The 20018-nt window shown below is 44.4% G+C and carries 24 protein-coding genes, 1 tRNA gene and 1 rRNA gene; 16 read left to right on the top strand and 10 right to left on the bottom strand.

Annotated features, from left to right (window positions below):
- Nucleotides 1-25: 25 nt before the first annotated feature.
- Both HT574_RS05560 and modA read right to left on the bottom strand, forming a co-directional pair.
- Complete coding sequence (locus HT574_RS05560; RefSeq protein WP_042408963.1) at nt 26-460, bottom strand: hypothetical protein; 435 nt, start codon at nt 458-460, stop codon at nt 26-28.
- 67 nt (nt 461-527) lie between these two features.
- On the bottom strand, nt 528-1295 hold the full coding sequence (gene modA / locus HT574_RS05555; protein ID WP_254698601.1) for a molybdate ABC transporter substrate-binding protein: 768 nt from the start codon (nt 1293-1295) through the stop codon (nt 528-530).
- Nucleotides 1296-1459: 164 nt separating this feature from the next.
- On the opposite strand from modA, the gene kapD reads away from it, so the two are divergent.
- The 3 genes from kapD to HT574_RS05540 all read left to right on the top strand — a co-directional run bounded on the left by kapD (nt 1460) and on the right by HT574_RS05540 (nt 2963).
- Nucleotides 1460-2083 (top strand): 3'-5' exonuclease KapD, encoded by a 624-nt coding sequence (gene kapD / locus HT574_RS05550; protein WP_175243828.1) that lies wholly within the window; start codon nt 1460-1462, stop codon nt 2081-2083.
- A gap of 80 nt (nt 2084-2163) precedes the next feature.
- Complete coding sequence (locus HT574_RS05545) at nt 2164-2376, top strand: hypothetical protein (protein WP_375154088.1); 213 nt, start codon at nt 2164-2166, stop codon at nt 2374-2376.
- A 65-nt stretch (nt 2377-2441) separates the two neighbouring features.
- Nucleotides 2442-2963, top strand: a complete 522-nt coding sequence (locus HT574_RS05540; protein ID WP_175243827.1) for a superoxide dismutase family protein — start codon at nt 2442-2444, stop codon at nt 2961-2963.
- A gap of 130 nt (nt 2964-3093) precedes the next feature.
- On the opposite strand, the gene HT574_RS05535 is transcribed toward HT574_RS05540, so the two are convergent.
- Nucleotides 3094-4254 carry a MalY/PatB family protein gene (locus tag HT574_RS05535; protein WP_175243826.1) on the bottom strand — a complete coding sequence of 387 codons (1161 nt, stop codon included), beginning with the start codon at nt 4252-4254 and terminating at the stop codon, nt 3094-3096.
- Nucleotides 4255-4526: 272 nt separating this feature from the next.
- Here HT574_RS05535 and HT574_RS05530 point away from each other — a divergent pair, with 272 nt between their 5' ends.
- The 3 genes from HT574_RS05530 (at nt 4527) to yugI (ending at nt 6664) form a co-directional block, all read left to right on the top strand.
- Nucleotides 4527-5027 carry an Lrp/AsnC family transcriptional regulator gene (locus tag HT574_RS05530; RefSeq protein WP_017434831.1) on the top strand — a complete coding sequence of 167 codons (501 nt, stop codon included), beginning with the start codon at nt 4527-4529 and terminating at the stop codon, nt 5025-5027.
- Entirely contained in the window at nt 5024-6196 is a 1173-nt protein-coding gene (locus tag HT574_RS05525; RefSeq protein WP_175243825.1) for an aminotransferase, read from the top strand. Before HT574_RS05530 ends, HT574_RS05525 begins: the two co-directional genes overlap by 4 nt.
- A 105-nt stretch (nt 6197-6301) precedes the next feature.
- The gene (gene yugI / locus HT574_RS05520) at nt 6302-6664 is read left to right on the top strand and encodes a S1 domain-containing post-transcriptional regulator GSP13 (RefSeq protein WP_175243824.1); all 363 of its coding nucleotides are present in this window, start codon (nt 6302-6304) and stop codon (nt 6662-6664) included.
- Between the two features lie 41 nt (nt 6665-6705).
- On the opposite strand, the gene HT574_RS05515 is transcribed toward yugI, so the two are convergent.
- Complete coding sequence (locus HT574_RS05515) at nt 6706-6939, bottom strand: DUF378 domain-containing protein (RefSeq protein ID WP_175243823.1); 234 nt, start codon at nt 6937-6939, stop codon at nt 6706-6708.
- Between the two features lie 151 nt (nt 6940-7090).
- On the opposite strand from HT574_RS05515, the gene HT574_RS05510 reads away from it, so the two are divergent.
- From HT574_RS05510 to HT574_RS05495, 4 genes are all read left to right on the top strand, one after another.
- Nucleotides 7091-8254 (top strand): iron-containing alcohol dehydrogenase, encoded by a 1164-nt coding sequence (locus HT574_RS05510; protein ID WP_175243822.1) that lies wholly within the window; start codon nt 7091-7093, stop codon nt 8252-8254.
- Nucleotides 8255-8415: 161 nt separating this feature from the next.
- Nucleotides 8416-9765, top strand: a complete 1350-nt coding sequence (locus tag HT574_RS05505; RefSeq protein WP_175243821.1) for a glucose-6-phosphate isomerase — start codon at nt 8416-8418, stop codon at nt 9763-9765.
- 634 nt (nt 9766-10399) lie between these two features.
- Complete coding sequence (locus HT574_RS05500; RefSeq protein ID WP_042408949.1) at nt 10400-10588, top strand: hypothetical protein; 189 nt, start codon at nt 10400-10402, stop codon at nt 10586-10588.
- A gap of 420 nt (nt 10589-11008) precedes the next feature.
- The gene (locus HT574_RS05495) at nt 11009-11413 is read left to right on the top strand and encodes a YugN-like family protein (RefSeq protein ID WP_017434838.1); all 405 of its coding nucleotides are present in this window, start codon (nt 11009-11011) and stop codon (nt 11411-11413) included.
- On the opposite strand, the gene HT574_RS05490 is transcribed toward HT574_RS05495, so the two are convergent.
- Nucleotides 11410-12405, bottom strand: a complete 996-nt coding sequence (locus HT574_RS05490) for a potassium channel family protein (RefSeq protein WP_175243820.1) — start codon at nt 12403-12405, stop codon at nt 11410-11412. The two genes, HT574_RS05495 and HT574_RS05490, sit on opposite strands and share 4 nt — an antisense overlap.
- A gap of 128 nt (nt 12406-12533) precedes the next feature.
- Here HT574_RS05490 and HT574_RS05485 point away from each other — a divergent pair, with 128 nt between their 5' ends.
- Both HT574_RS05485 and HT574_RS05480 read left to right on the top strand, forming a co-directional pair.
- A complete protein-coding gene (locus HT574_RS05485) occupies nt 12534-12719 on the top strand; it encodes an H-type small acid-soluble spore protein (RefSeq protein ID WP_017434840.1) in 186 nt (61 codons plus the stop codon).
- A gap of 103 nt (nt 12720-12822) precedes the next feature.
- Nucleotides 12823-13065, top strand: coding sequence for a hypothetical protein (locus HT574_RS05480; RefSeq protein ID WP_175243819.1), 243 nt, complete (start codon nt 12823-12825; stop codon nt 13063-13065).
- Between the two features lie 47 nt (nt 13066-13112).
- Here the strand turns inward: HT574_RS05480 and HT574_RS05475 are convergent, their stop codons facing one another.
- Complete coding sequence (locus tag HT574_RS05475) at nt 13113-14291, bottom strand: MFS transporter (RefSeq protein WP_175243818.1); 1179 nt, start codon at nt 14289-14291, stop codon at nt 13113-13115.
- 92 nt (nt 14292-14383) lie between these two features.
- On the opposite strand from HT574_RS05475, the gene HT574_RS05470 reads away from it, so the two are divergent.
- Both HT574_RS05470 and HT574_RS05465 read left to right on the top strand, forming a co-directional pair.
- On the top strand, nt 14384-14872 hold the full coding sequence (locus HT574_RS05470; protein WP_042412257.1) for a GNAT family N-acetyltransferase: 489 nt from the start codon (nt 14384-14386) through the stop codon (nt 14870-14872).
- Nucleotides 14873-14928: 56 nt separating this feature from the next.
- Nucleotides 14929-15189: a hypothetical protein gene (locus tag HT574_RS05465; RefSeq protein WP_017434844.1), complete on the top strand. Its 261-nt coding sequence runs from the start codon at nt 14929-14931 to the stop codon at nt 15187-15189.
- A gap of 93 nt (nt 15190-15282) precedes the next feature.
- On the opposite strand, the gene HT574_RS05460 is transcribed toward HT574_RS05465, so the two are convergent.
- The 3 genes from HT574_RS05460 to HT574_RS05450 form a co-directional block, all read right to left on the bottom strand.
- Entirely contained in the window at nt 15283-16173 is an 891-nt protein-coding gene (locus tag HT574_RS05460; protein ID WP_175243817.1) for a thermonuclease family protein, read from the bottom strand.
- A 323-nt stretch (nt 16174-16496) separates the two neighbouring features.
- Nucleotides 16497-16569, bottom strand: a tRNA-Ala gene (locus HT574_RS05455).
- 100 nt (nt 16570-16669) lie between these two features.
- A complete protein-coding gene (locus HT574_RS05450; RefSeq protein ID WP_026078439.1) occupies nt 16670-17347 on the bottom strand; it encodes an MgtC/SapB family protein in 678 nt (225 codons plus the stop codon).
- Nucleotides 17348-17413: 66 nt separating this feature from the next.
- Between HT574_RS05450 and HT574_RS05445 the strand changes: the two genes are divergently transcribed.
- Nucleotides 17414-18322: a DMT family transporter gene (locus HT574_RS05445; RefSeq protein WP_175243816.1), complete on the top strand. Its 909-nt coding sequence runs from the start codon at nt 17414-17416 to the stop codon at nt 18320-18322.
- Here the strand turns inward: HT574_RS05445 and HT574_RS05440 are convergent.
- Complete coding sequence (locus HT574_RS05440) at nt 18299-19120, bottom strand: protein-glutamine gamma-glutamyltransferase (RefSeq protein ID WP_175243815.1); 822 nt, start codon at nt 19118-19120, stop codon at nt 18299-18301. The genes HT574_RS05445 and HT574_RS05440 overlap by 24 nt on opposite strands.
- Nucleotides 19121-19797: 677 nt before the next feature.
- Here HT574_RS05440 and HT574_RS05435 point away from each other — a divergent pair.
- Nucleotides 19798-20018: ribosomal RNA gene (locus HT574_RS05435) — 16S ribosomal RNA — on the top strand; the annotation flags it as partial.

Here is a 20018-nt window from a genome sequence, read left to right as displayed (position 1 = left end):
CTTGTAAACGCTCCTTTCCTTTGTTTTAGACGGAGGTATGAAAGGCATTTCCGCATGCAGGGCATGTCCAGTCGCTACGGGTTGGATGAGCATTGCGCAAATAGAAAGAAAATGAGCAGTGCGGGCATTGTATTTCTGTCATGCGGTCAATAAACAATTTCTTCGTCGGCTCGGTTGGCACGGACGTATCGACAATTTCGATATGAATATCCTCGCGCGATTCATCTTCGGCAAGCACAAGACCGTTTGCTTCTTCCTCGGTTCGCCATCCTTTGTCAATCAGGTGCTGCTCGAGCTGGCTATGCGAAGAATGGTTCAGCATATCTTCGGCGAGTTCCATATATTGTTCATTTGTTAATGAGGCAAATGGAATATGCGATTTTTGCTTGTCCCAGTATGCTTTTAGTTGTTCTTCCGTGAAAATAAAAGTGACAATTTTGTGTATGACCACATTTTTCATGGCAGTGCCCCCTTTTTACTATATAAAATCAGTATAGTCTTTCTTTTCAGTGTTTTCAAACAAATATCTACTTGCCAGGGACAATAAATCCGTATTTTTGAAAGAATGATGCGGTTTGCTTTGAATATAAGTAGGCCACCCATTGTTTTGCTGTCTTTTGTTGTTTCGATTGAACCACTACTCCTGCCTTATAGACGATCTGCTTGTTGAGCGAAGGCGGAGCAACTGCGGCGATATGAACGTGCTTCGATGCAAGGGCATCAGTACGATAGACGATTCCGCCATCGACATTTTGTGATTCGACATAAGTCAGCACTTGGCGGACATCTTTAGTAAAAATATATTTTGTTTTTAGTTTTTCCCATAATCCGGCCGACTGCAGCCATTGTCTAGCGTAAGCACCGGCTGGCACCGTTTCCGGAATGCCGATCGCCACTGAACGGATGGACTGGTTCGTTAAATCAGATAGGGAATGCACCAAGCTTGAACGATCTTTTGGTACGATCAAAACAAGCTCGTTGTAAACGAGGGGGCGGTCGTGCTCGGCGATAACCATCTTGTTTTGCTGCAGCTGTTCAAACGTACGGGCATCGGCGGAAACAAATATATCAATCGGCGCCCCTTGTTCAATTTGTTTTTGCAACGTTCCCGTTGAGGCAAAGGTAAAGCGAAGCGTGACATCATGGTGCTCTTTTTCATATTGCTTGCCAATCGCTTCAAGAACGTCTTTCATGCTAGCGGCCGCCCCTACTGTAAGGACGGTATTTTTCTCGTTGGAGTGGGAGCAGCCTGCTAGAAGAATTATCAAGCATAGACATATCGCGAGCTTCTTCATCGCATTTTTTCTCCTTTCCAATTATTCATCCATTATACCTAACTTTTCCGGCTTTCGCCCTTTTTTTGATATTTTCTGAAAAAGGAAATAAACTGTCGCTTCCTCATGATATAATAATAATAGCAAGATCATTCGTGATAATGCATAAGAAGGGAGGGAAAGGTATGTCGACCGCACAACAATATTTGTTCCTCGATTTTGAATTTACGATGCCAGAGACAAAAACGAAGCCGCACGGGTTTCTTCCGGAAATTATTGAAGTCGGTCTTGTCGCGGTGGTCAATGACGAAGTATGTGACCAGTTTTCGGCATATGTGAAACCGCTGCGCTTCCCGCAGCTTACAGACCGGTGCAAATCTTTTTTAAAGATTACACAAGAACAAATCGATCAAGGAATCAGCTTTTATGAACTTGTTACGCTGCTAAGCAAGTATGATCGGGCGCGGCCGAGCACGGTAGTGACATGGGGCAGCATGGATATGAAAGTATTGCGGGAAAATTGTATGTCGGCGAATGTGCCGTTCCCATTTAGTGGAGAACATCGCGATTTGGCAATGGAATATAAACGGTTTTTCGGCAATAAAAGTCAGACCGGATTGCGAAAGGCAATACAGGAGTATGGAAATGAAGGAGTTGGAAAAGCGCACTGTGCGTTGGATGACGCGTTCACTACCTATACTATCTTCCGGTTAGTGGAAAATGATAAAAAATATTTGACGAAAACAAAGCCACCGACGCTCGGGGAGCGGATCGATTTCACCCAGCTGAGGAAAAAATTCGCGCTTTAGCGAGCCGCACCGACAGCGGTCTTTTTTTTGTTTGTTTATGCTATAATAGCGATTGAAATATTCTGGAGAAAGGTTGTTGAATGATGATTCTTCCAAATATATTAAACTTATTTTTATACTTTCCGGAAGATAAACGCGAATATATTCCGGCTGCCATTACATGCGCCATTTTCTTGATTGCGGCGCTTTTAACGATGCGGCTGATCATAAAAATTTCCAAATGGCAGGAAGAAGAGGCAAAGAAATTAGAAGAACAGTTAAAGAAAAAAAATGTAATCCGCGATGAAAAATAGAATGTTTAATATGCCTTCTCTCTGGCAATACTAACAGATAAAAACGTATTGCCTGGAGGGGTTTTGTGTTTCAACGAGCAAGCTGGTTGTTAGCTGCAACGGTTTTATTCCTTGCCGGCTGCCAAAATGAAGATGCTACTAATTTAAAAGTCCATATGATTAATAGCGATGGTGATTCCGTCGGCACGATCCAATTGATGGAACAGGCAAAAGGGGTCAAATTGAAGCTGGATTTGGAGGGGCTTCCGCCTGGGGAACATGCGATTCATATTCATGAAAAAGGTGTTTGCAAAAAACCGGATTTCCAATCGGCTGGGAATCACTATAATCCGGACGGGAAAAAACATGGATTGCTCCATCCGGAAGGTGCGCATGCCGGTGACTTGCCTAATATTATTGTCAAAGAAGATGGAACGGTTAACGTCGAATTGACGGCGCCAAATGTGACGTTAAAAGAAGGAACGAAAGGGTCGCTATTGACCAAAGATGGGACGGCGATTGTCATTCATGCGGGAAAAGATGATGGAATGACACAGCCGGCTGGAGATGCTGGTGGACGAATTGCTTGTGGTGAAATTAAAAAATAGAAGAGGTAGGAAAGGCTCTTGCCGGTGAAACGGGAAGAGCCTTTTTGTGTTTTTTGCGAAAGTTTTTCAGCGCCAGCAGTGGAGGCTGCCGCGTCATTTTATGTCGTTATTTCAAGCATCATGAACAATCTTATTGCAAAGCAATAGATAGGCGGTGAAGAGCCTCTTTCAGCGTTTGGCGCGGGCAGGCGACATTCATGCGTATAAACCCTTTTCCTTCTTCGCCGAATTTGCTGCCAAACTCAACTGCGATTTTTCCTTTTTCCAAAAGAAGCTGTTTCAGCTGCTGCTCTGTTAGGCCAAGATGTCGGCAGTCGATCCAAACGAGATACGTCGCTTCCGGGCGGATGATGCGAAGCGCTGGTAAATGTGTCTGTATGTAAGAGGATACGCAATCGATATTCTCCTGCAAATATGCAAGCAGTGCATCGAGCCATTCTCCTCCATGACGGTAGGCTGCCTCTGTGCCGACGACGGCAAACGTATTCAGCGTAAAAAATCCTTGCCGCTGCTGGACTTTGCGGAATTGCCGCCGCAGTGATTCGTTGGCAATGATCGCTGCAGCTGCCTGCAGGCCGGCAAGGTTAAATGTTTTCGTCGGCGCCATGCATGTGATGCTTCTTTCGGCAAACTCAGGACGAATCGAGGCAAACGGCACATGTTTGTTTGGCGGAAAGGTGAGATCGGCATGGATTTCATCGGAGATGACGATCACATCGTGTTCCATGCATAACTCCCCGATTTTTTCCAATTCTTCTTTTGTCCATACTCGCCCCCCAGGGTTATGAGGGCTGCACAGAAGCAACAGTTTCGCGCCTTGAATCTTTTCCGTAAAATCCTCCCAGTCGATTTCATATCGCGTTTCCTTGAGTTGCAGCGGGCTGGTGACGAGCATGCGGCGATGCTGGCGAACAAGCTGAAATAGCGGCGGATAAACGGGAGTAAACACAACAACGCGATCTCCCTCCTCGGAAAACGCATCGATTGCCGTCGCTAGCGCGGGCACGACACCGGTTGAAAAGACGAGCCATGATCGGTCTATATCCCATTGATGCCGCGTTTGCAGCCAATGTTGCACCGCTTCTTTTAATGAATCAGGAATGACAGTATAGCCAAAAATGCCGTGCTTGACCCGTTTGTGCAAGGCCTCGATCACTGCGGGCGGAGCCGGAAAGTCCATATCGGCCACCCACATCGGCAATGCGTCTTTGACACCAAAAACCCGCTCTGTGTCATCCCATTTTACCGAAAGGGTATGGCGGCGGTTGATAACATCGTCAAACCGATACATAAAAAACATCCTCTCCCTTCTTTTTTTATCCATTATCGCTTATAATTTTTGTATATGCACCCATTTTTCGCCGAAAAGGTGACAGGCATATGATGGATGTGCAACAATTGTATGTTTCATAATAAACGCGAATATGATTTAGCTGGATTGTTTGTCCGTTTGTCTGGAGTGTGTCCATCCTTCTTCACCTCTTGCTGTTTATTTTAAATTTTTATCGTTTTTTCATGCAAATAGAGAGAATGTATGCGAAAATAGTTGCTGGGGGGATCTACATGAAACTGAGCGAAAAAGAGGTTGAAATTATCGAAATATTGGAAAAAGATGCTCGCATTCCAATGGAAACACTAGCGAAAATGGTGGAGCTGACGGTCGAAGAAACGGAGGCGATCGTGAAAAAGCTCGAAGAAACAAAAGTGATTGTCCAATATGCCGCGCTTGTCGATTGGCGGAAAGTGGACGGCCATGAAGGCGTCACAGCGATGATCGATGTGAAAGTGACGCCAAAGCGGGGAGTCGGATTTGATGAAGTGGCGGAGCGCATTTATCGCTTTCCGGAAGTAAAATCCGTTTATTTAATGTCAGGGGCATATGATTTATCGGTCGTTATTGAAGGGCGTTCGATGTCTGAGGTGGCGCAATTTGTTTCCGAGAAATTATCGACGCTCGATTCCGTGATTTCGACGACGACTCATTTTATTTTGAAAAAGTATAAACATGATGGCACTGTATTTGACCAAGGAGATCAAGATCGCCGCATCGTGGTGTCGCCATGAGACAGCAAACGAAAAAGTCATACGTGTCGGAAACCGTTTCCCGTTTAAAACCATCGGGAATTCGCCGCTTTTTTGATCTTGCTTCTAGCATGGAAGGGGTGATTTCCCTTGGAGTTGGCGAACCGGATTTCGTCACCTCCTGGAACATCCGGGAAGCAAGTATTTTATCGCTTGAACAAGGATATACATCCTACACGGCAAATGCCGGATTGCTGGAGCTTCGCCAAGAAATCGCCGCTTATTTAATGCGCAAATTTCATGTCGAGTACAATCCGGAAACAGAAATTTTGGTGACGGTCGGAGCGAGCCAAGCGCTGGATTTGGCCATGCGGGCGATTATCAATCCTGGCGATGAAGTAATTGTCGTTGAGCCTTGTTTTGTCGCATATGAACCGCTTGTGGCGCTTGCCGGAGGGACGCCCGTTTTAGTGGAAACGCACGGGGACGACCATTTTAAACTGCGTCCGGAACAAATCGAGCAAGTCATTACCGACCGCACGAAAGCTCTCATCATTTGCTCGCCAAACAACCCGACAGGCACCGTGTTGCAAAAAGAAGAACTGGAAGCTATTGGGCGCATCGTAAAAAAATATGATTTGCTTGTCGTTGCCGATGAAATTTATGCGGAACTTACATATGACGGTACGTATACAAGCGTTGCCGCTGTCGATGGTATGTGGGAGCGGACGATTTTAATTTCCGGTTTCTCGAAAGGGTTTGCGATGACAGGATGGCGGCTTGGCTTCGCTGCCGCGCCGAAGGAAATTTTGCAGGCGATGTTAAAGATCCACCAGTATGCGATGATGTGCGCGCCGACGATGGCGCAATACGGCGCACTAGAGGCATTGCGCAACGGCGAGCAAGATGTCGAGTATATGAGAAAAAGCTACCGGCGGCGGCGCAATTATTTTGTTCAATCATTAAATGAAATCGGCCTTTACTGTCACATGCCTGGCGGCGCGTTTTACGCGTTTCCATCGATTCAATCTACCGGCTTGACATCGGAGCAATTTGCTGAAAGATTATTGTTCGAAGAAAAAGTGGCGGTCGTTCCGGGCAATGTGTTCGGCGCAAGCGGGGAAGGATATATCCGCTGTTCTTACGCGTCTTCTCTCGAGCAGCTGCAGGAAGCGATCAAACGGATGAAACGTTTTTTAGAACGATTGTAGTTTCCATGTTCTGCTGTCCCGCTGCGGGATGGCAGAACATATTTTTTTGGGATTCATCAAAAATTTATGTTATAATTATGAAATAAAAAAATAGGAGTGTTTTGTTTGTCAACGATAGAAGCAGGAGATATCGTGAAAGGAAAGGTTACAGGCATTCAGCCATATGGCGTTTTTGTCGAATTAGACGAAGGAATACAAGGACTTGTTCACATCTCGGAAATTTCCCATAAATTTGTAAAAGATGTTAGGGATTATGTCCATATCGGCGATGAAGTAATGGTAAAAGTATTGTCGGTCGACCGGCAAACGAAACGGGCTAGCCTATCAATGAAGGCACTGGAAAATCGAAATAAAGACGAAAAACGTCACGTGAAAGTAAAAATGTCGTTCAACCCAGGATTTAATACGTTAAAAGAAAAGCTGCAGGAGTGGATCGAGCAATCCAAAAAAGAAGATTTACGAAAGTAAAACACCCACCTTTTTTTGAGGTGGGTGTTTTACTTTACATTTTATGTGCGAGACGTTTTTGGTTCCGTTCGTCCCAATTCTTCGGCAGGCTTGAATAGAAGTGCAAGGTTAATCAATCCTGCGATGCCGATGATTCCATAAATAATGCGCGACAATACGGCATCTTGTCCGCCGAAAATCGCTGCTACTAAATCGAATTGAAAGAAACCGATTAATCCCCAGTTAATGGCGCCGATAATCGTAAGTAATAGTGCAATGCGCTGAAGTACACTCATTCATCTTTTCCTCCTTTACATTTTTCCATCACTCGCTTATAGAATGCATAACATTGACGAAAAATATGCATCATTTGCGAAAGAAGTAAATCACTTTACAAGTGGAGATCATACTGCCCATAATAGAGACAAAAAAGGAGGGGGAATGCATATGCAAAATTTTACTTTTCAAAACCCTACGAAATTGATTTTCGGAAAAGGGCAAATTGAGCAGCTGAAAAAAGAACTGCCGCGTTATGGAAAAAAAGTATTGCTTGTCTATGGCGGCGGCAGTATTAAACGAAACGGGCTGTATGACGAAGTAATAAACATATTGAGTGAGCTGAACGTAGAATTGACAGAGCTTCCAGGAGTGGAACCGAATCCGCGCGTATCGACGGTAAGAAAAGGCGTAGATATTTGCAAAAGAGAAGGCATTGAATTTTTGCTTGCGGTCGGCGGCGGCAGTGTCATCGACTGTACGAAAGCGATTGCTGCCGGAGCCAAATATGACGGCGATCCGTGGGATTTTATTACGAAAAAAGTGACGGTGACGGAAGCGCTTCCGTTTGGAACGGTATTGACGCTGGCCGCAACCGGTTCGGAAATGAACTCCGGCTCGGTCATTACCAACTGGGAGACAAAAGAAAAATACGGCTGGAGCAGCCCAGCGACGTTCCCGCAATTTTCAATTCTTGACCCGACGTATACGCTCACGGTGCCGAAAGACCATACCGTCTACGGAATTGTCGATATGATGTCGCACGTGTTGGAACAATATTTCCATCACACGCCAAACACCCCGCTGCAAGACCGGATGTGTGAAGCCGTATTAAAAACAGTGATGGAAGCGGCGCCAAAACTAATGAATGACTTGCAAAACTACGAGTTGCGCGAGACCATTTTATACAGCGGAACGATTGCGTTAAACGGCTTTTTGCAAATGGGAGTCCGCGGCGACTGGGCGACGCATAACATCGAACACGCTGTATCGGCGGTATACGACATCCCGCATGCCGGCGGTCTTGCGATACTGTTCCCGAACTGGATGAAGCACGTGCTTGATGAAAATGTCAGCCGTTTTGTCCAACTAGCGGTGCGCGTGTTTGACGTCAATCCGGAAGGGAAATCGGAACGAGAGGTGGCGCTAGAAGGCATTGAAAAACTGCGCGAGTTTTGGTCGAGTCTTGGCGCGCCGTCTCGGCTTGCCGATTATGGCATCGGCGAAGAAAATCTTGAATTAATGGCGGACAAAGCGATGGCGTTTGGCGAATTTGGCAAGTTCAAAAAATTAAATCGCGATGATGTGCTCGCCATTTTGCGCGCATCGCTATAATGCAGAAAAGAGGCAGTTCCGGCTGCCTCTTTCTTGTTTTTTTATTCATATAAATGTTAAAAATGAATCCGTTTACAAAGTGAGGCAACGACTTGATTCCTTTTTGTTGTTTCGTTAAAGTGAAAGAAGGTAAAAACATTTTGGTTTGGAGGATCGAACATATGACACATATTCGCTTTGATTATTCAAAAGCCTTGGCGTTTTTTGGCGAACATGAGCTTACCTATTTGCGTGATGCAGTGAAAGTGGCGCATCATTCCCTCCATGAAAAAACAGGAACAGGCAGCGATTTTTTAGGATGGCTCGATTTGCCTGTTGACTATGACAAAGAAGAGTTTGCCCGCATTCAAAAAGCAGCGGCGAAAATTCAAGCTGATTCCGATGTGTTGTTGGTGATCGGTATCGGCGGCTCGTATTTAGGAGCGCGCGCTGCGATTGAAATGCTTCATCATTCATTTTACAATGCGTTGCCAAAAGACAAACGGAAAACGCCGCAAATTCTTTTCGTCGGCAATAACATTAGCTCGACTTATATGAAAGATGTCATCGACTTATTAGAAGGAAAAGATTTTTCGATTAACGTCATTTCCAAATCGGGCACGACAACAGAGCCGGCAATTGCCTTCCGCATTTTCCGCAAGCTGTTGGAAGAAAAATACGGAAAAGAAGAAGCGCGCAAACGAATCTATGCAACGACCGACCGGGCGCGCGGTGCGCTAAGAACATTGGCGACGGAAGAAGGCTATGAAACATTTGTCATTCCAGATGATGTCGGCGGCCGCTACTCCGTATTGACGGCGGTAGGACTGCTTCCGATTGCTGTCAGCGGCGCAAACATCGAAGAAATGATGAAAGGGGCAGCGCAAGCGCGCGAAGACTTCAGCAGTTCGGAATTGGAAGAAAACGCGGCATACCAATACGCGGCCATCCGCAACATTCTATACAACAAAGGAAAAACGATCGAGCTGTTGGTCAACTACGAGCCAGCGCTGCAATATTTCGCGGAATGGTGGAAACAGTTGTTTGGCGAAAGCGAAGGAAAAGACCAAAAAGGAATTTTCCCAGCTTCGGCAAACTTCTCGACCGACCTTCATTCCTTAGGGCAATATATTCAAGAAGGACGCCGCGATTTGTTTGAAACGGTGTTGAAAGTGGAAACGCCGCGTCATGAGTTGGTTATTGAAGAAGAGGAAAGCGATTTGGACAGGCTGAACTATTTGGCAGGCAAAACGGTCGATTTTGTGAACACCAAGGCGTTTGAAGGAACGCTCCTTGCCCATACGGATGGCGGTGTGCCAAATTTAGTGATCACCCTGCCGAAATTAGACGAATATACATTTGGTTATCTTGTCTATTTCTTTGAAAAAGCGTGCGCGATGAGCGGCTATTTATTAGGTGTTAACCCATTTGACCAGCCTGGAGTGGAAGCTTATAAAGTGAACATGTTCGCCCTCCTTGGCAAACCGGGCTATGAAGAGAAGAAGACGGAGCTTGAAAAACGCTTGAAATAACGGCATTTTTTAACATATTCACCGATTTATCTTCCACCTCTAAACGGAGTGTAGGTGGGAGAGGTTCATGGGAATCGAGAAAAACAGCCGATTTTCGGGGTACAAAAATGGTGTTTGACCACATTTTTCAAAAGTAATTGGTCGACTGTACTCCGAAAATCTTTTTCTCGATTCTTTTTTCATTTTCTCCGTGATATAAGGGTACGTATCTGCGCTGATGGAAATATTTTCATGATCCGGATCATGCTAGATTTGTTCGGAAGCTATGCCAGCCGCTAAAATGTGCACAATCCAAATATGGCGTAAATCATGAGGCTTTTTTTGATTTGCTCGAATTGCTGTATGAAACGTTCTATCCCTTCACTTAGTCCCGTCAGGTTTATAAAAAAGCAAAGTTTTGAATTCAGCAATGAAAAACGAACCGCCATGAGCTTTCAAATAGTCGAGTAAAGGATTAGGACGGTTATCTGCGATCACTGGCTTGGTTATTTCTAAATAATCAGCTAACTGACAGCATGGTTAAACAAGAAAAATTCACAGTTTTTTCATAGTTTAAATTACTGTATTCATGAAAAATGAATTACAATTATTGATAATGTTCTTCCAAAACTAAAATAATCTGGGAGAGAGCGCAATGAAGATTTTATTAATATTAGTAATACTTGTAATGGCAGCGGGATTAATTGGAACCTTATCCCTATCTGGAAAAGGTGATGAAGATTATAGTTCTTCCACCAAAAGCAACATAGCACGTCTTACACTTATATATGTTGGACTTGCCGTCGCATTAATGGTCGGAATTGGATTGTATGTTGCATTATAGAGCAGGATCTTCTTCAACTGCCGTGACAAAAAGAACATTTATCTTTAAATAGGTGCGTCTGTCCCTATGACAGGCGTTTTTATTTTATCGGATCGATGGAGATGTATGAATTTCCATTTCCAAACAAACTGTGAGTGCGTTCCTCTTTGTAGCCGTTTACCTGTCTACGCATGTTTTTAACGATAAATCAAGCGGTTGTGCGGTTTCAGTGATGATTTTTCCTAAATTTTCGGTTTTTAAAATGTTTTCCTACGCTGGCCGCTTCTTAACGTAGACTAACTTCAGCAGGAATCGCTTTTTTTATCACGTCATTATAGCCAAAGAAACATCATGTTTCAGACTATGGTTCAAATCAAAACAAACGAACAAATAATTGTACCCAAATAGGAAAACATAAAAGAAAAAGGAGGCATGTTTAAAATGATTGAAATTCCATCGCGTCTGGAAGGAAAAGCATTTCAGCTGTATAAGCTAGAACAGCAGTTAAAACCGCTCGGTTATACGATTGGCGGCAATTGGGATTATGATCATGGTTATTTTGACTATAAAATTGCCGATGAATCCGGATATCAATTTTTGCGTATTCCGTTTAAAGCAGTGGACGGACAGCTTGATTCGCATGGAACAACGGTGGAGATCGGCAGGCCGTTTTTATTATCGCATCAATATCAAAGCGGCTTAGATGACCATGCCGATGTCGGCAATCTAGGCGCCGCTTTTAACCAATTTTCTGAGCCGCAAGACTCCGATGCGACATTTCCGGAAACATATGTTAGCGTCGGGAAGGTGCTTGTGCAAGAGCTGGAACGCCGCCTGCTTGACTAAGGGCTCAGAACAAACAGGTGATCGCCTCTTTCAATGATGAAGTGTGGAGAAGGGTTCATATATCCTTCCTCCCCTCTCACGACACCAATTAATATCATTCGCTTTTTCAATAGCAACTGGCTGCTTTCGGAAAATGTTTTGCCGATGCACCATTCTTCGGCATGGATCAGCTGCAGTTTTCTATCGTGAAGCTGACGAAGCAGCGCTTCAATCGCTCTAGATATGCCTGGTGACTGAAGGCTGTTTGCCATTGTGAAGCTGGAGAGCAAGTTGGTTTGAATCACTTCATCAGCGCCCGCCCGTCTTGCGTTGTTGACGTGCTGCCCGGTTAATATTTCGACAATCGCATAGATGGAAGGGTTTAAGCTTTTCATGGCCAAAAGCGTTAAAATCGAATCTTTGTCCGCCTCCACTTCGTTTTTATGCTGGTCGGCGGTAATTAAAACCATTTGCGCTTCAGTGACGTTTGCTTTCTGCAGCACATCATCGTAGCTGGCGTTTCCTTTGATAAAATGAACATTTTTATAGGAAATCGGCAGCGCGTTTAACGTCGAATCAATGAGCACGCAGCGAAAAGATGGCTGGGATTTCGTTAATTGTGCCAGCACTTCGCGCACCCGCTCATTCCAGCCGACGATGATCACATGTCCCTTTTTTCCATAGCGCATCTGCCCATTCGATAATGCCGTCTCTTTTGCCACGGCGGCTGCTGATACGGACGCGAAATACGTCGTAATCACCCCCGTTCCTAACAAAATAAGGAGAATGGCGACGAGTTTTCCCGCCGTCGTTTTTGGAACGATGTCGCCATAGCCGATTGTCGCCGCGGTAACAATCGCCCACCATATGCCATCGAATACGTTATGGAATGTAGACGGCTCGACGAGATGAATAAGTAGGCCGAAAAGAATTAGCAGCGCGCTTCCCACCAGCAGCAATCGTATAAAGACAGGAAGGCGCAAATACGATATGAGTATATCCCAGTTTTTCATCGGTTTCCTCCGTTTGGTCCATTGTTTTTACAAAGTTAGTGTTGACTGTTTTGCTCCTTTTTTTGCATAAAAATTCCTTTTCGTTTTCATACTACATGATGAATATGTGAAAGGAGAGGAATGGCTTCATGGATATGAATCGTGTCAAACAAATTGTTTCGTCCCCGGCGGATATTCCTGTCTATTATAATGGTGTATCTGTCTGGATTGACGGTTATGATGAAGAAAAGCAAACGGCTACGGTCCATTTGCGGGATGGCCACCTTCGTGAGCAGCGTGACGTGCCGGTAGCCGAATTAAGTGAAGAACGATAAGGCAATAAGGAAAAACGCCGTGTTTCGGCGTTTTTTGTTTGCGTCTTTTGGAAAAAACCGATACTGACAGTGAAAGAAAATAACGCGGGAAGGAGCATGTAAAGTGACGGGTGGGCAGATAAAGGAAATGTTTGCAGATTACGGATATGAACGCTGGTGGGAAGAAATTTATTATCCGCTCTTGTCATCGCGTCTATTGGAGGAAGTAGACGAAGAGGTGCTGGCGGCATTTTTTGAGAGCTACGCGTTTCCGGAAGGCGAAGCATATTCGTTTACAGAGTTTGTCGTTCATTTTTCCATTTTTCAGCGTTTGTATAATAGCGGGATTTCTGCAATATGGAGATAAGAAAAGGGACTGCTTCGGCACGGAGCAGTCCCTTTTGCTGATGATTTTTATATCGAAGGCGCTTGTTTGCCTAGGCGCACCACACGCATGGTCAATAGCAGCGAGCAGGCAAGAAAGACAGCATCCGCAAATCCGTATACGAGTCTGTACCTGCCTAACGAGAATAACAAGCTCCCGACCATTGGTCCGAATGCCATTCCCATGTAGCGGAAGAAATTGTAGACGCCAATGGCGGTGGAACGGTTTGCTTGAAATACATACGTAAGCAGCGTCATCTGCACCGGCAAGGACGTTCCTAAAAACAGGCCAAACAACGCGATCGCAAGGATTAAGAGCGGAATGGATATATAGGAAACAAGAAGAAAAAGGAAAATGGATAGCACGGTGCAATACGATGTTGCTAAAATAATGTGTCTATCTTTCCAATAGCCTTGGATGCGTCCGCCGATAAAGCTGCCGACGACAATCATGCACGACAACGCTAAATAAACAAGCCCTTTTTCCTCTGCCGATAGCCCATAGCGCTCCGTCAAAATGCCAGGCAAAAAAACGAGAAAATTATAGAGCGCGTAATATTGGATAAACCCTAATAAAATAATCGAGGAACCGGCCCGGTGGCGGAGGATCGTGACAAAATCACGAATCTGAAAGGTTTTCGATGTTTGGTTTTCCGGTTTTGTTTCTTTTAGAAAAACAAAATTGCCGAGCCATATAAGCACCCCGACAAAAACAAGAACAAGGAATACGACATGAAAGTTAAATCGGCCGCCAAGAAATCCGCCAACGATCGGTCCGACGACTGGACCAAGCGATAGCATCATTTGGAAAGTACCCATCGCTTTTCCCCGTTCTTTTCCTTCAAATAAATCGCCGATAACGGTAGCGGCGACGACCGAACCAGCTGCGATGCCGATTGCCTGCAATGCTCGGAAGGCGAGAAGAACGTAAATAGAGTTCGAAAAAAAGCAGCCAAGCGATGCCGTGATATAAAGAAGGATGCCAGCCAAGAGAACATGACGGCGTCCTTTTATGTCTGTCAACGGTCCGTATACCATTTGCATCATGGCTAAGAAAAACGTGAAAATGGAAATGGTTAAATTCACTAAAAACGAAGAAGTAGCAAAATCGGTTGTTACTTCTGGTAAAATAGGGGTGTAAATGTTTTGTGTGAATGGACCAAGAAACGCGGCCAGCGAGACGAGATAAACGATTACCGTCCGGTTCATAGCTACCCTCCTTTCTCATCACATATGTATAATTATACTCCTTCTTAACCAATTTTCCTTAACGAATGCATATGAAAAAAGGTGGAGATACGATGATCAGGGATGCGAAAAAAGAAGACTTGCCAGCGATCGTGCAAATATATAATGAAACGATTCCGACCAGAATGGTTACCGCGGACCTCGAGCCGGTGTCGGTAGAAAGCAGGGAGGCGTGGTTTTTTGCTCATGACTCGCATACACGGCCGCTATGGGTGATGGAACAAGATGGCCGCGTGTGCGCCTGGCTCAGTTTCCAATCGTTTTATGGACGACCGGCCTATCGTCATACAGCGGAAATCAGCATTTACATTTCCGAAGCATATCGCGGGAAAGGAATCGGAAAGCAGCTGCTTCAAAAAGCAGTGGAGGAAGCGCCAAGTTTCGATATTAAAACGCTGTTAGGCTTTATCTTTGCCCATAATGAACCAAGCTTGCGCCTATTCTCTCGCTTTGGCTTTGAAACATGGGGACGCCTTCCGCGGGTCGCAGAATTGGATGGAATCGAGCGCGATTTAATCATCGTTGGAAAAAGAATTGTATAGAACGTAAAAAAATAGGACAGTCATAATAACAGATACCAGCAGAAAGAGGGAAGTATATGAACGTCATGCCGGTTCGTTTATTTACGATTCAAGATGGCGAAGGCTTTGTTGCCGATGCGTTTCAATGTCCAGTGACAGGCAATTTAATTTACAAATCGTCCGGTACACCTTCGGTGATTGCTTATGCTGACCTGACGGAAGAGCAAATACAGCGGTTAGAGAAATATGGCTTTAAGCGGTTAAACGGTGCTTCTTTCTCTACAGCGGCGCCATCGTCCGGGCAGTCGGTGATTGAAGAGCTGCTGCCGGAGCAGTAACAGCTCCCGGATTCGCCATGATAGAATAAAAAAGGAGCTAGTCGTTAGCTCCTTTTGTTTGTTCGGCGCGGCCGTTGCAGGCAGCCGCTTATGTTATTTGCGTACAACAGTGTAAATGATGATAGCTAAGACCAGTCCAATCAACAAGTAAAGAAATGGGTGCTTAGTGTTCGATTGTTTATCGGACTGTTTTGGTTGGTTGTCTTGTTTTGCTGTGTCTTCTTTCTCTTTCGCCGTTTGCTGCTGACGGGAAGAATCAGGTTTTTGCGCGGACGAACGGCTATACATTCCCGCGCTGTTTCGTTTCGCCTCTGCCATGGCGGCGCGGACTCGGCCTTCGTATTTATAATCCCCGTAATCGTAAAAATCTTCGACCAGTCCTGCTTTGCTCACTTCTTCTTGCAGCAATTTGTTTCCTACCCACACCCAGGCGAGCAAGCGATGATACTTATCAAACAGCGTGCTTCCGTCGGTTTCTAATGTAATATTTCCTTGTTTTAAGCGGGAGCAAGTAAACTGGCTTGCTTCTTTCCCGTACGGTTCGACTTCAATCGTGCTTTCCGGCGTATCAATGAATAGAAAGCGGGTCGTATATTCGCGGCCGTTGACCATAAACTTTGCTGTATCCCCATCAATGCACTTCACTAGTGTTGCGGCATATTTTTTTCCTAATTGCAATGTGGCGGACGAATCTGATTTCGCTGCAGAGGTTCCGCCCAGACTATGCCCTTCCAGGTCAATTTTATCCGCCGTCAGCTGCTGGGTGCACTTGGCGTTGTTATTGTATTTTTTGATCAATTGGACAAGCGCTTCTTTATTTTTGGCCTGCATGGCAAGTGCGGTCGGCTCATGCAGCAAGTACATGCAGTCCGAGTTACGGAAATGTCCGCCTAGTTCGTCCAACGTGCCAGGATGGGCGAAACTGCTGGTTGAAAAAAAGAGAATGAATAAGGCTGCTATCACCAAACTTGCTAACTTTCTCATTTGTTTCTTTCCTGGTTACTAAAATCTATAAAAATTGACTCATCGTGATGAAACTAGCAAAACTGCTTGCCGCTCATGAAATACATGAGTTCCACCAGGAAGGGAATCCCTCATGTCTCACCTGCTGTGAAAGCCCTCGTGGTTCGCTGTCAGCGACGGCATCTGTCGTGCACCATTCCTTCCATCGGTCCGTACACGACAACGATTTTAGTAACCAGGTCTACACCTCCTTCAATATGAATCAGCGCGCAATTTTTATATGATCGCCCTTTTGCATATGTAGTGCAAAAAAGAAAACCCTTGCCACGCAAGGGTTTTTCCAATGGAGCATACCGGGCTCGAACCGGTGACCTTCGCGCTGCCAGCACGACGCTCTCCCAACTGAGCTAATGCCCCACTTCATCAATTATTTTCTGTCCGTTTTTAATTATATATATGCTTTTTTGGAAATGCAATAGTATTTTATGCAGCTTTTTATTGGAAAAGGTGAAACAGATCAGCCGCTCTCAATATCAATATGGACGATTGAATCGATGCTGCGGATCGCATAATAGATGTCGGCAGCAGCCCGCTTTTGATCGATAACGGCTTTTAATTTAATTAAATGCTGGTTGTCCTCTAAATCTTTAATGCGCATAGTCTTGATATCGATGTGCTGCAGCTTTATTTTTTCGATGACATCGGCAATATTTTTTGTATCTGCCACGGTGATTTGCAACAGAATTTCTTTTTCCCGCAGTTGTTTCGGTCCGAAAAAGTTGATGAGAAAAGGAATAAGTTCTACGCTTACAATTAATAATGCCACCCCAAAGGCCGACTCCCAATAAAATCCGGCACCGACGGCAACTCCGATGCCGGCCGCTCCCCAAATGATTGCGGCTGTAGTTAATCCTGTAATACTATCATTTCCCCGGCGCAAGATAACCCCAGCTCCTAAAAAACCAACGCCTGATACAATTTGCGCGGCAAGACGGAGTGGATCCATCGTAATATGGTCTTTTAGCGGGAATACATAGGCAGATTCGATTGAGACAATCGTCAACAAACAGCTGGAAATGGAAATAACTAAGCAAGTTTTTAAGCCGACAGGTTTTCGTTTTAATTCTCTTTCCAATCCGATGATTAATCCTAATACAGCAGATATCCCTAATTTAATGAATGGGTCGAACATCACGGCAATCACCTCTTTTGTTTCGATATTGGTATAATAATGATAAAACATTGGTTAAGGGGATGAATAATGAAGCCATCAAGCATGTTCAAACCATATTTGGCCCTATTTGTAGGAGCGCTTTCCGTTTCTACTTCCGCTATTCTTGTGAAATGGGCGCATGCTCCTGCTTCCGTTATCGCCTTTTATCGGCTTTTTTTTACGGTACTATTGATGACACCATTTTTTATCAGATATAGATATATTAGTGAATTAAAAGAAATCTCCTGCCGCGATTGGGCGTTTTCAATCTTCTCTGGAGTTTTATTAGCACTTCATTTTATTCTTTGGTTTGAGTCGCTGAACTATACTTCCGTAACCAGTTCGGTTGTACTTGTAACATTGCAGCCGTTATTTGCGTTTGCTGGTGGATATGTGTTTTTTAAAGAACATCTTACTGCAGGAGCATTGTGTAGCGCGCTATTAGCAATCACCGGAAGCGTGATCATCAGCTGGGGCGATTTTCAAGTCAGCGGCAAAGCATTATTCGGTGATATGTTGGCACTGCTAGCATGTGCCATGGTAACAGGATATTGGCTATTTGGTCAAGAATTACGCAAACGTCTATCATTGATGACATATACATATATTGTCTACGGAATTAGTTCTTTCGTCCTTTTTCTTTACGTAATCGCGTTTCGGCTTCCGTTGCTTTCCTATAGAAAAATAGACTGGCTCTGCTTTGTCTTATTGGCCATTGTGCCGACCCTGCTAGGCCATTCCTTAATGAATTGGTCGGTAAAATGGGTAAGCGCGGCAACCGTTTCGATGAGCATTTTATTTGAACCAGTGGGAGCGTCCATATTAGCTTACTTTTTGCTCGGGGAGCTGATTCAGCCGTCCCAATGGATCGGAGGAATTTTCATTTTGACAGGAATCGGGGCTTATTTATGGGGAGAAAATCGGAAAGGGTCGCTACCAATACAAGAAAGTAGCTGACCCAAGCGTCCCTGTAATTAAGTATTCATTGTTCATTGGAAGACGATAGTGTTCTAAATTGCTGGCAAATTTCGATAAGTAAGTAAAATCAACTCTTGTGGTTTGCGGAACTAGATACGCTGATTTGGTCGCGAATTTTTTTCTCCTTCTATTCAGAGCGGCGATGATTCCTTCCGTTGTTGTAACTCCAATCCCATGTCCGTAATGCAGGCCGTCGCCTAAATAGATTGTATTTTCTCCTTGCCATTGTGGCGTTTGCGGATCGAATTCAGGATTTTTAAAATAAAGACAGTCGCCAGGAAGATAATCTTCTCCCTTTTTTGTTTTTATCCCTAAATCTCGATCAACATGCCAATCGTATAATAAAAGATTCGAAAATAACGTATTAAACGTCTGCCGATCAATAACATCCAGCACTGCCTTGTAAAATACGATAACGATGGCGGTCGCGCATTCAAAGGCGTACAAATGGCTGTTGACGAAAATATCGTTTATTGCATCTGCAGGAAGTACTTCTTTTCTTAATTGAAACCCGCCTAATTCATTTCGTACCCAAAATTGTTCGTTGCATTTGGAAAAACGGAAAATGGCGAATCTTGCTTTGCTTTTGGCGAGAGCAACAGCGGAATGAATGATGCGGTCGCGAAGGATGATCTCGAATAAAAGCTGATGTTTATTTTGGTATACATACGTTTTCGGCGACTTTAATAACGCTTCAAATATTTTTTCTTGACTTTTGGAAAGGGAAGAGGGGCCGAATAAACTGCTGTCGACGGCTGATTGCTGAATTTGAATCATATTTTCCTCCTTCAAAATAAATAATCCGCTTACTGGTGTAACTTGGATTTTAAATTTAGAAAGCGGTTATTCTTTGTTTTTGAGGATAAGAATTAAGTATATTTAATATGTATGTAGTGTGTCATTTTATTATTCTGTCATCTGCGGAAATATAGCGTAGTTGATTTCTAGCACGTACTCGATTAAATTGTAAGTGTAGTTGGTGAAAGGCGCTCTGCAGCGGTTATGCTGATGATTGGTATAAAGCTTTCGTGGAAGGGCAAAAAAAAATTAAAAAAAGGGGTTGCATTTTTAAAAAGAAGGTGTTATATTAAATAGCGTCGCTAATCGATCGATAAATTCCGATCGCTAAACAACATAAAAATGATAAATGATAATAAAAAACATAGTTGACAACAAAAAAACACTATGTTATCATTAAAGAGCTGTTTTAAAGAGGAAATGTTCCTTGAAAACTGAACAAAACGAAGCGTCCACATAGAAAAGCATAGAAAAGCGGAAGCGCCGAGATCAGCTCTCGAAGCCAAATGTTCTTCACCCGCAGAAGTGCTTGCACTTCGAAGGGGGGGTTATTTGGCGCAAGAGAGCTAGGCGCTGAAGCTGGACAATGCGAAAAGCGGAAGCACCGCAACACCTTATGGTATCGGTGCTGAGGCTGAAAACAAGCCAATCAACTTTCTATGGAGAGTTTGATCCTGGCTCAGGACGAACGCTGGCGGCGTGCCTAATACATGCAAGTCGAGCGGACCGAACAGGAGCTTGCTCTTGTTCGGTTAGCGGCGGACGGGTGAGTAACACGTGGGTAACCTACCCGTAAGACCGGGATAACTCCGGGAAACCGGAGCTAATACCGGATAACACCAAAGACCGCATGGTCTTTGGTTGAAAGGCGGCTTCG

The sequence above is a fragment of the Parageobacillus sp. VR-IP genome (assembly GCF_013357975.1).
In the GTDB taxonomy this organism is placed as follows: domain Bacteria; phylum Bacillota; class Bacilli; order Bacillales; family Anoxybacillaceae; genus Saccharococcus; species Saccharococcus caldoxylosilyticus.
Note: the sequence above shows the minus strand (reverse complement) of the source record. Positions and strands in the feature narration are given on the sequence as shown.